The organism is Candidatus Frankia nodulisporulans, from assembly GCF_902806475.1.
Taxonomy (GTDB): domain Bacteria; phylum Actinomycetota; class Actinomycetes; order Frankiales; family Frankiaceae; genus Frankia; species Frankia umida.
Window position 1 is genome coordinate 1 of record NZ_CADCWS010000026.1, and the last position, 12718, is coordinate 12718.

At 71.0% G+C, this 12718-nt stretch carries 11 protein-coding genes; 2 read left to right on the forward strand and 9 right to left on the reverse strand.

From position 1 onward, the window contains the following. The 9 genes from rplI to G6R24_RS04870 form a co-directional block, all read right to left on the reverse strand. A partial coding sequence (rplI, locus tag G6R24_RS04830; RefSeq protein WP_163547961.1) for a 50S ribosomal protein L9 occupies positions 1 to 444 on the reverse strand: 444 nt, incomplete at its 3' end. 11 nt (positions 445 to 455) lie between these two features. Beyond that, positions 456 to 692 carry a 30S ribosomal protein S18 gene (gene rpsR, locus G6R24_RS04835; RefSeq protein ID WP_009741495.1) on the reverse strand — a complete coding sequence of 79 codons (237 nt, stop codon included), beginning with the start codon at positions 690 to 692 and terminating at the stop codon, positions 456 to 458. 50 nt (positions 693 to 742) lie between these two features. After that, on the reverse strand, positions 743 to 1342 hold the full coding sequence (locus G6R24_RS04840) for a single-stranded DNA-binding protein (RefSeq protein ID WP_163547962.1): 600 nt from the start codon (positions 1340 to 1342) through the stop codon (positions 743 to 745). Between the two features lie 63 nt (positions 1343 to 1405). Next, a complete protein-coding gene (gene rpsF / locus G6R24_RS04845) occupies positions 1406 to 1732 on the reverse strand; it encodes a 30S ribosomal protein S6 (protein WP_263864012.1) in 327 nt (108 codons plus the stop codon). A gap of 265 nt (positions 1733 to 1997) precedes the next feature. Beyond that, positions 1998 to 2324, reverse strand: a complete 327-nt coding sequence (locus G6R24_RS04850; protein ID WP_163547960.1) for a hypothetical protein — start codon at positions 2322 to 2324, stop codon at positions 1998 to 2000. A gap of 103 nt (positions 2325 to 2427) precedes the next feature. Then, on the reverse strand, positions 2428 to 3558 hold the full coding sequence (locus tag G6R24_RS04855) for a glycosyltransferase family protein (RefSeq protein WP_163547974.1): 1131 nt from the start codon (positions 3556 to 3558) through the stop codon (positions 2428 to 2430). A 106-nt stretch (positions 3559 to 3664) separates the two neighbouring features. Beyond that, the gene (locus G6R24_RS04860) at positions 3665 to 5737 is read right to left on the reverse strand and encodes a glycosyltransferase family 87 protein (RefSeq protein WP_163547963.1); all 2073 of its coding nucleotides are present in this window, start codon (positions 5735 to 5737) and stop codon (positions 3665 to 3667) included. Between the two features lie 19 nt (positions 5738 to 5756). Continuing rightward, positions 5757 to 8573, reverse strand: a complete 2817-nt coding sequence (locus tag G6R24_RS04865; protein ID WP_225438127.1) for a transglycosylase domain-containing protein — start codon at positions 8571 to 8573, stop codon at positions 5757 to 5759. 1233 nt (positions 8574 to 9806) lie between these two features. Next, a complete protein-coding gene (locus G6R24_RS04870; protein WP_163547964.1) occupies positions 9807 to 10214 on the reverse strand; it encodes a DUF5318 family protein in 408 nt (135 codons plus the stop codon). Positions 10215 to 10671: 457 nt separating this feature from the next. On the opposite strand from G6R24_RS04870, the gene G6R24_RS04875 reads away from it, so the two are divergent. Both G6R24_RS04875 and G6R24_RS04880 read left to right on the forward strand, forming a co-directional pair. Beyond that, complete coding sequence (locus G6R24_RS04875; protein WP_225438128.1) at positions 10672 to 11397, forward strand: PadR family transcriptional regulator; 726 nt, start codon at positions 10672 to 10674, stop codon at positions 11395 to 11397. Between the two features lie 119 nt (positions 11398 to 11516). Continuing rightward, on the forward strand, positions 11517 to 12590 hold the full coding sequence (locus G6R24_RS04880; protein WP_163547965.1) for an inositol-3-phosphate synthase: 1074 nt from the start codon (positions 11517 to 11519) through the stop codon (positions 12588 to 12590). Positions 12591 to 12718: the final 128 nt, after the last annotated feature.

Genomic DNA, 12718 nt, shown 5'->3' on the forward strand with positions numbered 1-12718 from the left:
GGCCTTGCGGACCTGGACCTTCAGCGACGCGGTCACCTCGGGGTGCAGGTGCACCGAGACGGTGTGCGCGCCGAGGGTCTTGATCGGCGTGGTCAGATCGACCCGACGACGGTCCAGCTCGGGGCCGCCGGCCGCGGTGACAGCCGCGACGACGTCGGCCGCCGTGACCGAACCGAACAACCGGCCTTCCTTGCCCGCCCGGGTGGTCAGCTCGACCTTGAGCCCGCCGAGCTGGCCGGCGATCTCGTTGGCGTGGTCCAGGTCGCGGACCGCCCGAGCCGACCGGGCCCGCTTGATCTGCTCGACCTGGCGCTCCGCGCCCCGGGTCGCGAGGATCGCGTACTTGCGCGGCACCAGGAAGTTGCGCCCGTAGCCGTTCGCTACCTCGACGATGTCACCCGGGCTGCCGAGCCCGGGGACCTCCTGAGTCAGGATGAGCTTCATCGAGGAACCCCCTACCGCGCCGAGGCGGTGTAGGGCAGCAGCGCCATCTCGCGGCTGTTCTTCACCGCGGTGGCGACGTCACGCTGGTGCTGGCTGCAGTTGCCGCTCACCCGACGCGCGCGGATCTTGCCTCGGTCGGAGATGTACTTACGCAGCAGCGACGTGTCCTTGAAGTCGATGTACTCGACCTTGTCCTTGCAGAACACGCAAACCTTCTTCTTGGGCTTGCGCACGGCCGCCTTGGCCATGGATGTGCTCCTACCTCGTTGTGCCGTCCTCGATGACGACGACCGCCCGCTCAAAACGGAGGCTCGTCTGAGTAGCCACCGGCCGGCTGCTGCGACCAGGGGTCATCGTTCGGTGCTCCACCGCTGCCGTAGCCGCTGTTGGAACCACCGCTGGACGGCACGGAAGCCGCGGCTGGCGCGTTGAAGCCGCCACCCGGGCCACCGGATCCGCTACCGGATCCGCTACCGGATCCGCCGCTGTAGCCACCATCGCCGTACCCGCCACCGCCACCGCCGCCGCCACCACGGGCGGCGCGGACGACCTTGGCGGTCGCGTAGCGCAGGCTCGGGCCGACCTCGTCGACGTCGAGTTCGATCACTGTGCGCTTCTCACCCTCACGGGTCTCGAACGAACGCTGCTTGAGCCGACCGGACACGATGACCCGGGCGCCCTTCTGCAACGACTCGGCGACGTTCTCCGCCGCCTGCCGCCAGACGGAGCAGCGCAGGAACAGCGCCTCCCCGTCCTTCCACTCGTTGGACTGACGGTCCAGCGTGCGCGGCGTGGAAGCGACGGTGAAGCTCGCCACCGCAGCGCCGTTCGGCGTGAACCGCAGTTCGGGGTCGCTGGTCAGATTTCCGACTACCGTGATGACAGTCTCACCGGCCATGCCCACCCTCCCTGATGTCGATGGCCAGGGCGGACGGACGCGATGCCGTCGCCGTGGACCGGATCATGCCGCCACTCGGCGGCTCTGGCGGGGCCGCTTCGGCTCGGGGAGCCGGATGACCTTCGTGCGCAGGACCGACTCGTTCAGCACGAGCTGCCGGTCGAGCTCGGCGACCACGGCCGGCTCGGCGTGCAGGTCGATGACCGCGTAGATGCCCTCGTGGCTCTTCGCGATCTCGTAGGCGAGCCGGCGGCGACCCCAGATGTCGACCTTCTCCACCACGCCGCCGCCCTGTCGGACGACACCGAGGTACTGGTCGAGGGACGGCGCGACGGTGCGTTCCTCGAGGTCTGCATCGAGGATGACCATCAGCTCGTAATGGCGTGCCAAGGGTGAACCCACCTCCTGTGGACTCAGCGGCCACGGATCATCCGTGGCAGGAGGGACCACGCTCCGGATCCGCATCGGCATGGACGGGCCGGACGCCCACGATCCACAACGCGATCGCACGACCGACACATCCGGACGACCAGCGGTACACGAGACCACCCGCATCAGCCCGTCAGCGGGCGTGATCGAGCGGAACTCGATCGCGCGCATCGGGGTTGACCAGCGGACGGGCACGTGCGCCAGGGCACGGCATGTCCCGGCGAGTCTACTCGATCGTGCCGACCGGCCAGTCCTGCGGCGTGTCCTCCCGTGTCGGCTCGCGCCGCGTCCCGCCGAGGGCGAGCACCACGCGCAGCCAGGCGGTGGCCGCCCCGGCCAGCAGGACGACGTCGATCGTCACGAGCAGTCCGCGCACATGGCGCGACGGCGACGGATCGGCGACCGCGAGCCCCAGCATCGCGAACGCGGCCAGCAGCGCGATCGCCCCGGCCACACAGGCCTGGCGACGCGCCGCGGACCGGCCGACCACGTCCGACTCCCCCGTCCGGACCGGCGTCGTCGCCTGGCCGACCGGATCTCCCGCGGCGTTCACCGCTGTTGTCTCCCCTGCCCCACCGACACCTGCCCCACGGACACCTGCCCCACCGGCGAACTGTCCCACGTCGGCGCCGGCCGGCCGCGTCGCGCGCGCCGATTCAGTCAACCCACTGGCCCTGGGTGAACGCGATCACCAGAACGGCCATCACCGGCGCGCAGATGCTCAGGTACACCGACGCCACCCAGCGGCGGCGGGCGGCGGCCCGGGCAAGCAGCAGATACAGCGGGAAGGCGACGAGGATGCCGCGAATCCCGGAGGCGTAGTAGTTCGTGCACGCCATGATGGCGGTCATCACGCCGACGAAGGTCGCCTCGCCCCATCGACGTCCGACCAGCAGGATGATCGTCACTGCCACGCCGACGACGACGGCCAGCAGCTCACCGCGCCAGAACCAGACGAACGCCGACGAGCCGTCGCCGTTCGTCGCGGACGACCAGGTGGCCGCCCATCCGGACCAGGGCCAGTCGGTCCAGCGGTGCCAGCCGGCCCGCATCGCGTCGGTGTAGGACGACCATCCACCGGTACGAGCCCGCAGGTAGATCAGGTAGCCGAGCACCGGAACCGGTGGCAGGGCGAGCGCCAGGGCCGGCCGGGCGAACACTGGCCGCCCCTGCTCCCGGCGGCTGACGACGTACTGCACCACCAGCGCGACCCCGAAGGCGATCCCACTGATCCGGGCGGATGCCGCGCCGGCGCCGAGCAGGCCGGCGAGCCACCAGCGTCCCCGCCGGGCGGCCAGCCACGAGGCGGTCGCGCAGGCCAGGAACAGACCCTCCGAGTAGGCGGCGAACAGGAACACCGCGTACGGAAAGCAGATCAGGCCCAGCACGGCGAACCGCGCGTCCGGCTCGCCGACCTCGTCCGCGGCCAGGCGCCACAGGGCCGCGGCGGTGACCACCCCGGCCAGCAGCGATACCGCGAGTCCGGCGACGATCCAGTCGCGCAGGACCAGATGGGCCAGCCGGATGGCGATCGGCAGACCGGGAAAGTCGACCTCGGTGCGGTCGGTGTACGCCGGGGACAGATAGCCGTAGCGGGCGACCTTGGTGAACAGGCCGACGTCCCAGCGGTCCCACAGGGTACGAAGTCCCGGGGCGTCGCGCGCCGGACCCGAGCTCAGCGCCCGTGCCGCGGCCAGCGACAGCAACGCGACGGCGAACCGGCTGCCCAACCACAACGGCAGGGTCGCCGTGACCGCCCGCGGCACCCGCCCCCAGCCCGACCGCACCGGCGACCAGCGCCTGCCGTCCGGCGCCGCGCGGTGCGCCGACGAACCGCGCGGCGGTGGATCGTCCGGCGCCGGACCGTCCACCGCGGGGCCCTCCACCGCGGAACTAGCCACCAGCGGGTCCCTGGTCGCCACCGCCCAGGGTGCTGCCGTTCGCGGTGCTGCCGGGGGAGTCCGCGTCGGGTCGGTGCCGCGGCCGGAACAGAGCGCCGGGCTCGAGTGGCCGCAACGCCGGTCGGTCGGCGTCCCGGTCCGCCTCGTCCGGACCGTTCGTCGCTCTCACGGCGGTGACGGCGACCTCCGGGATCACCGTGGCGGTGTCGGTGGTGTCCGCAGCGGACGTGGCGGACGTGGCGGCGGGGTGGGTCGGGCGACCACGCCATCCGCCGCGGATGTCGGGGGCGTGGTCGAGCACGCCGCCGGCCGGGTCGTCGAGCAGGTCGGGGTCGAGGCCGGCATCGGGGTTGTCCGCGGCGGAACGTTGCGCGACCGTGCCCGTGGTGCCGGCGCGGACCACATCCATCCGTGGATGCAGGATCTCGCGCACGACGAACCCGGCCATCACGATCAGAACGAGATCACGCAGTGCCACGGCGCCCACGAACCAGCCGCGGTCCACGCCATGGCGTCCCTGCGTGTCGTTGTAGATGAAGTGCATGAACCGGGTGAACATCACCCAGAACTCGCAGATCTGCCAGATCAGGAACAGGCGCCACCGCGGACGAGCCAGCGCCACCAGCGGCAGCAGCCACAGGGTGTACTGCGGCGAGAACACCTTGTTGCTGAGCAGGAACGCGACGACGAGCAGGAACAGCACCTGGGGCAGCCGCGGACGGCGCGGCGCAAGCCAGGTGAGCAGCCCGATCGCGAGCACCGCCACGACCAGCGTCGCCGCGGTGACGATGTTGAGCGTGTGGACGGCTAGGCCGTGGTCCCGAATGCCCTGGAGGACGTACGGCACGGCGACGGCGATCGTCCCGAACGCGGCCACCGCCGAGGCGATGACCAGCCGCAGCGTGTCCGGCCGGTGGACGACCAGCGCGCTGGTCACCGCGATCAGCACCACCGCGGTGACCAGGCAGATGACCAGGTGCATCGGCCCGAACCAGGCCGGGTCGTGGCGGTCGGCGAGCCAGGTGGCGCCGAAGGCCACCGAATCCCAGTCGGCGCCTCGTTCGGAGTTGAGGTCGAAGAAACGGGCCAGGGCGTTGCGGGCCCCGTCCGGGCCGCCCCCCAGCAACCGCAGCCAGCTTCCGCCGTGCCAGAACGTGGCGAGGATGCCGCTGCTGGTCCGATCGGCCTCCTTGTCGAAGTAGCCGGCGACCAGCCACAGCGGCACCATCACCGCCACCACGGTGACCACGGCCGACACGAACGCCTTCAGCCACTCGCGGACCTTGCCCGCCCGTAGGCACAGAAACAGCAGGCCGAGCAGGAACAGCGCCGGGTAGAGCTTGGTCAGGATGCCGAGCCCGAGCAGCACACCGGCCAGCCGGGGGGCCCGTCTGGACCAGGCGAGCAGACCACCCGCCGCGAACGCGACGGCCAGAATGTCCCAGTTCGTCAGCAGGTGCAGGGCCAGCGCGGGTGCGATGGCGAACAGCGCCGCGTCCCAGACCCGCCGCGAACCGGCGGTTAGCGCCGTGCAGAACACCGCCACGCACGCCGCGACCAGGAACAGCAGCGCGGTGAGGTCGTAGAAGACCGCGGATCGCCGGTCCATCGTGTAGTGGTCGACGACCTGCTGGCCGTTGTCCATCCGATAGACCGGTTTCGGCCCGGAGGCGAGCCCCGCGGGCCATGCGATCAGTGCCATCGCCGCGCCGATCAGCGGCGGGTACTCCGTCGGATAGTCCAGATAGGGGAGCTTCCCGTCGACGAGGCCCTCCTGGCTGTACAGGGCGACCACGTCCGAGTAGCACAGCGCGCTGTACTGGTACTCGTGCGTCCAGTTGCGGGTGTCCCGGCAGCTGGCCTTCTGCGCGTAGCCCAGCAGGGACGCGAGGATGACCAGCGCCATCAGCACCCGCAGCGGCGTCAGCCAGGTACGCCGCCCGGGCAGGACCGCGTGTGCGCCGGGCGGCCCGCCGATCAGCTGGCTCGCGCCCCCGACGACCGGGTCCTCCCGAGCCGGGCTGACGCGGGCGGGTGACGCCTGTGTCGTGGCCATGCGCGCCATTCTCACCCCCGCGGCCCGGTCACCCGCCAGCGAAGGGGTCAACGATGATGCCGGTCTGGCGTGGACGGGTTCCGCCGCGGGTGCCCCCCTGCTGCTGACCACCGCCCGCGGTGCCGGTACCGCCGCCGGCGCCGTCTCCGCCACCGAACAGGTCACCCAGCATGCCGGTGGTGCCCTGGCTGGCATCCGGTGCCGCGGTGATGGTCGGCGACGGGCTCGGCGGCGCGTTGTCCTGCACCATGCCCCCGAACGCCGGGGGATCGAAGGTGGATTTCGGTACACCCCTGAGTGCCGCGTCCATGAACGCCTTCCAGACCCGCGCCGGCAGCGTTCCGCCGTACACCCCGTCAGGTGCGCCGGGAATGCCGCGCAGCTGGTCGGACACCAGCCCCTCGCCACGGAACATGTCCACGCAGGAGGCGATCTCCTTGGTGTAGCCGCAGAACCAGGCCGACCGGAAGTCCGTCGAGGTGCCGGTCTTGCCGGCGGCCTCACGACCGCCCTCGAGCGCGGCCCGGTGACCGGTGCCGGACGGGTCGGTGATGACGCTCTGCAGCGCGTAGGTGGCGTCCCGGGCGACCGCGGCGGGAATGACCTGCTTGGGATTCTGCACGGCCCCGCTGTAGATCACCTGGCCGTTGCCGTCGACGACCTTGTCCACGATGTGCGGGGTGGCCCGTACGCCGTTGCTGGCCAGCACCGAATAGACCGACGTCATGTCGATGGGGTAGACGCTGTCCTGCCCCAGGGTGATACCGGCCTCGGATTTCAGTGCCGTCTTGTCGCGGATACCGAGGGTGCGCGCGGTGGCGATGACGTTGTTGACGCCGATCGTCTGACCCAACGGGACGTACACCGTGTTGATCGAGGCCGCGGTCGCCTCGATCAGGTTCTTGTAACCCAGGTCGCCGCCCTCGCTCTCGTCGTTCTCCACCACATAGCCGGGGAGATACGCCTTCGCCGGGGCCGCATAGGTCGATTTCAGGTTGATGTTCTTCTGCAGCGCCGCGATCAGCGTGATCGTCTTGAAGGTCGAGGCGGACTGCACCTGCGCCCCCGAGACGTTGTCCTCGTACGCCTCACGACCCTGGGCGTCCTTGCCGTAGAGCGAACCGCCGTACCAGGCGAGGATGCGCCCGGTGCCGGGTTCGACGGCGGACAGGCCGGTCCGCAGATCCGGTACCGCCGCGTACGCCGAGCTCAGCACCTGGTTGACGGCCTGGAAGGAGGCGATCTGACGACTCTGGTCAATCGTGGTGGTGATCCGCAGACCATCCTGCTTGATCTGTTGCTCCGTGATTCCCGCGGCCGTCAGTTCCCGGACGACCTCGTCGCGGATGTAGGCGACCTGCGCGGAGGTGTCCGCGGTGTTCTGGATGGCCTTGGGGATGACGGGCGGCGGCTGGGCGCTGGTGATCGACGCCGGCGCCCAGCCCTCCGCGGCCATGGTCGCGACCACCTCGTGCCACCGGGTGGCGGCCGGGCCGGGATTCTTCACCGGATCCAGGTAGTTCGGCGACCGGATCAGGCCGGCCAGCACCGCCCCCTGCTCGGGTGTGAGCTGCGCGGCCGTGGTGTTGAAGTAGGCCTTGGCCGCGGCCTCGATCCCGTAGGCGTTCCGGCCGAAGAAGATCGTGTTCAGGTAGAACTCGAGAATCTTGTCCTTGGAGTACTTGCGGTCCAGTTTCACCGCGAGCACGATCTCCCGCATCTTGCGGGTGAACGTGCGCTCCTGAGTGAGATACGCGTTCTTCGCGTACTGCTGGGTGATGGTAGATCCACCCTGCAGATCACCGCCGGTGAGGTTGACGTACAACGCCCGGGCGATGCCCTTCGGTGAGATACCCGGTTCGCTGTAGAAACGCTTGTCCTCGGCTGCCAGCGCCGCGTGCTGCATCGCCTTCGAGACCTGGGACAACGGCACGTCGGTACGGTTCACCGTGCCGAGCCGCGCCATCTCGTCCCCGTTGCTCTGCTGGGCCGACGTCGGACTGTAGTAGATGATCGAGGTCTGGGCGGTCTTGACCTCGTCCGGCAGCGGCACCCGGGTGGCCGCGTAGATCACCGCGATGCCGGCGACGAACAGCAGGATCGAGGAGAACACCCCGGCCAGCACCAACCGGCGCAGCCATCGCGGCCGGCGCCGCCACCACATCGGGCCGCGACTGCCCTGACCTGGCCGGGACGAGCGGCCACCACCGCGGCGCCTGCTCGGCGCGGGGCCGTCGGGCCCGCCGGGGCCACCGGGGCCACCCTCCTGGGCACGGGCCATCCGCGAGGTCGACGGCGCCACGGATCCGGGCCGTCCCTCTCGTGCGGCGCCAGGACGACGTGAGCCGCCCCGACCCGCCACCGGACGTCCCGCCGCCCCGGTCCCTCGCTCACTCACCGCACCGGCCGCACCGGCCTCACCGACCCGCATGGCCATTCGCTCGGTCAGCTGCGTGGGACGGTCCCGCTGCCCCCGCCCCGCCACCCGGCGGGTGGCGGCGGCCGGTGCCGATCGCTGCTCGTCAACCGGTGGCCGCCCGGACCGCACGGCCGCGGTGCGCTCCGCCGCGGTGCCCTCGGGACCGCGGCGGTCCACCTTGCGGTAGACGGTCGCGTCGGCTGTCCGTTCGTGCACGTCGACGCGACGCAGCGCCGCCTGGTCAACGGTGTCGTACATCGCGTCCGCGGCGACGCTGGGCGCGCTCAGCCCCGGCTTCGAGCCCGGACGGGCACCGCGGCCGCTGTCGCGGGGGATGAGGTCCGTACCGGTTCCCCGATCAAGACTGGCCTGCCGCCGGTCGGCGATCCCGCGACGCCCGTCGCCAGGCGTGCCACGGCCACTCACCCCAGGACGCGAAGCCTCCCGACCAGCCACCGCACCGTCGGGCGCTCCGGCATCGGGCATGGCACGGTCCGGCACTCCGTGGTCCGGCGCCGCACGGTCCGGTAGCGCACGCTCCGGTAGCGCACGATTCGGCACCGCACGGTCCGGTGTTCCGGGCGACAAGGCCCCCCGACCGCCCGCGACCGCACCCGGCTCGTCCCGGCCGGAGCCGTCCAGACGCCGCGCTTCGGGACGTGGCCCGCCTGGCAGGTCCGACGCGGACGCGGCGACGGCCCGGGTCGCGCCCGGATCCGGGCGACCTGGGGCGGCCCCGTACCCGGTGCCCGGCGCCCTCGCGTCACGGCCGGCGCCGCCACGTCCGACACCCTCGGGGCGGACACCGGCGGCATCATCCGGTGCCGTGCGCCCCGGGACCCAGCCTCCCCGCGAGCCAGGCGGCAGGGATCTCTCCCGCGCCGCCGACCCGGACGGCACCGGACCCGGCGACGACGACGACCCGGGCAACGGCGACCGCCCAGGCGATGGCGATGGCGGCAGCGGTGGCAGTGGCGACCGCGACAGTCGTGGCTCGGAGGTGGACGGCACCGGGCCGCCGGTCGATGACACCGGCCGCACCGAAGCGGGTGGCCCGGAGGCGCCGCGGGCATCCCCGCCAGCAGCGGCTCGGACGGTCGGGGGGACCAGCGCGGTGCGTTCCGCTGGCGGCGCGACCGGACGGCTCGGCCGGGCGGGTCGCTCCCCACGGGCCGGCCGGGCACCATCGCGATACTGCGCGGGATAGGACTGCCCCGGCGCGGGCGAACGGTCCGGCGCAGGCGCGCCGTCCGGGGGAAGCGGGCGGCGGGGCGGGGGCGCTCCGTCGCCGGGCAGGGGTCGGTCCGCATCGGGCCGATAGGCACTCGGGTCGTGGGGAGAGCTCACCGACCGCTCCATCCATTGCTACGGGCCTGCTCGGCTACCGGACCCCCCGCGGGCGTTCACCAAGCGGACCACGGCACTGGACCACACGCGGATTGCGCGGACCCTGGACACGCCGTGACGCCCACATGGCAGACCAGGATCTCACGTCAGATTCCACCCTCTCGCGCCGGGCGGCCGAGCGGCCTGACCCGATCAGGCACCCGCGGGCCCCCGTCTGGAGTGCAGACGCCCGAGGCGACCACCGGGTTGCGGGCGGACAGGCGCGGTACACCAGTGTGAACCGGCTGGTGGGGAGGAGGAGAGGGTGGTGACTCAGGGGTCGGCGGCCTGGCGGCGCGAGGCCCGCCTGGCCTTCGGTTCGCCGGTGCCGATCGCGTAGGACAGGGTCAGATGGTTCCACCCACATGGGCGGCACACCTCGACCACATACACCTGTAGCTCGCTGTAGCGGGCCGCGAGCGCGGGCAGCTCCCGGGTGGCCCGGGCCCGACCGGAGCTGTCGCCGAGCTCGTCACCGTAGGTGTAGGTGACGTGGATCAGGTTCTCGCCGCAGCGGCAGACCGGGCACGGCTTCTTCGTCGGTTCGCCGTGGAACTTCGCCGCACGCAGCAGGTAGGGCTGCGCATCGCACACGTCGAGCGAGGAGAGTCTGCCCGCTCGAAGGTCCGCGAGCATCGCCCGGCGGGCGAGCGCGTAGTCGATGACCGACCGCGACCGCATGTTCCAACGGTACGCCGCGGACGTCCGGCTGGCAGACGCTCCAGACAGATCGGCATCGAACGGAACGGCTCCGCGAGGGCTTCGAGGGATGCCCCGCCGGGTGGACGTCGGGGCGGCCGCCGTCCATCCGATCGCCGTGTCCGGCGGCCGGGTGAACGGGTGGCCGACCTGAGGCGAACCGGCCACTGTGACCCGAATTACGCCCCTCGCGGTCATCTCCGCGTCGCCGGTTGGTCATTTCTGGTTGCGGTAGTCGTCCGTAGACGTCTATCCTCGATGTATCGCTTCGATATGTCGGGGCGACAGTCGCACGGCCACAACAAAGATCGCGAACGTCCAGCAGGGCCATCCGCACAAGGACCAGCACGAGCAAGGACCAGCACGAGCAAGAAGGACCAGCACGAGCACGACCGCCTGAACCAGGGCGCGACCGCAGACACGATCAGGGAGGTGGGCCGTGCTGGAGTTGGCGGTGCTGGCCCTCCTGTCCGAAAGCTCGATGCACGGCTACGAGCTGCGCAAGCGGCTCGCCGCTCTGCTGGGCGCGTTCCACCGGTTCAGCTACGGGTCGCTCTATCCGTGTCTGCGCCGCCTGGCCGAGTCCGGGTACGTGACCGCCGACGATGTCGGGGCGTCCACCCGGCTGGGCGGGCGCAGCCGGGTCGTCTACACCCTTACCGGCGAGGGCAAGGAGAAGCTCGCCGAACTGCTCGGTGAGGGTGGGCCGTCCTCCTGGGAGGACGAGATGTTCGGTGTGCGGTTCGCCTTCTTCGCGAAGACGGACGCCGCCGTGCGCCTGCGCATCCTGGAAGGTCGCCGGGGGCGTCTCGAGGAGCGCCGGGAGAAGGTTCGCTCGGCGCTGACCCGCACCGTCGAACGGTTCGACAGCTACACCCTCGAGTTGCAGCGCCACGGCCTCGAGTCGGTGGAACGCGAGGTCCGGTGGCTCAACGAGCTGATCGAGACGGAGCGGGCCGCCACCCCGGCCGCGGCCACGGTGAGCCCACAGTTGTCCACAGGATCCACAGGGTTGTCCACAGGCTCATCCACAGTGGCGACTCCCCCGGTCACGGAGGGTCCAGCCGCTGGCCAGCAACCAGCTTCCCCCACCCGGGATGACGGCGCACCGCTGACCAGCCCCGTCCCCAGCCCCCCGGACAACGAGGTCCCGGCCGGGTCGTGAGCAGCACCCCCGCGGGGCGTCCTGTCGACTCGGTCCAGTGGCCGGACGGCGCCGCGGTGACTCGGCATGCCCAGATGATTCCCAGATCCGTATACATCGCAGCCAAGGAGTAGACCGTCATGGGTTCGGTACGTGTCGCCATCGTCGGCGTGGGCAACTGCGCAGCCTCGCTGGTCCAGGGGGTCGAGTACTACCGCGACGCCGACCCGTCGACGCCGGTCCCCGGCCTGATGCATGTTCAGCTCGGCGAGTACCACGTGAGCGACCTGACCTTCGTCGCCGCGTTCGACGTGGACGCGAAGAAGGTCGGTCGCGATCTGTCCGAGGCCATCGTCGCCAGCGAGAACAACACCATCAAGATCGCGGATGTGCCGCCGCTGGGTATCACCGTCTCCCGCGGCCACACCCTGGACGGCCTGGGCCGCTACTACCGCGAGACGATCGAGGAGTCCGACGAGGTCCCGGTGGACGTCGTCGCCACGCTGCGCGAGAGCCAGGCCGACGTGCTGGTCTGCTATTTGCCGGTCGGCTCCGAGAACGCGGCCAAGTTCTACGCCCAGTGCGCGATCGACGCGGGCGTCGGCTTCATCAACTGCCTGCCGGTCTTCATCGCCGGGGTACCCGAGTGGGCGGAGAGGTTCCGGGCGGCCGGCGTGCCGATCGTCGGCGACGACATCAAGTCGCAGGTCGGCGCCACCATCACGCACCGGGTGCTGGCCAAGCTGTTCGAGGACCGCGGGGTCATCCTGGACCGCACCATGCAGCTCAACGTCGGCGGCAACATGGACTTCAAGAACATGCTCGAGCGCGAACGCCTCGAGTCCAAGAAGATCTCCAAGACCCAGGCCGTCACCTCCCAGCTCTCCCACGACCTCGGCAAGGACAACGTCCACATCGGGCCGTCCGACTACGTGGCGTGGCTCGACGACCGCAAGTGGGCCTACGTCCGGCTGGAGGGTCGTGCGTTCGGCGACGTCCCGCTGAACCTGGAGTACAAGCTCGAGGTCTGGGACTCCCCCAACAGCGCCGGTGTGGTCATCGACGCGGTGCGCTGCGCCAAGATCGCCCTGGACCGCGGGGTCGGCGGGCCGATCCTGTCCGCCTCGTCCTACTTCATGAAGTCGCCGCCGGAGCAGTACCGCGACAGCGAGGCGCACGACAAGGTCGAGGCCTTCATCCGGGGCGAGATCTGAGCCAGCCGGCAGTCGCGGTTTCCACGCGAACAGAGCGTCCGCGCAGGCCGGGGGCCTGAGCGGGGGATCTGAGCGGGTGCCCGATCGGGCCTGACACGCGGGCGGCACGAGGCCGTACCCAGGTGGGA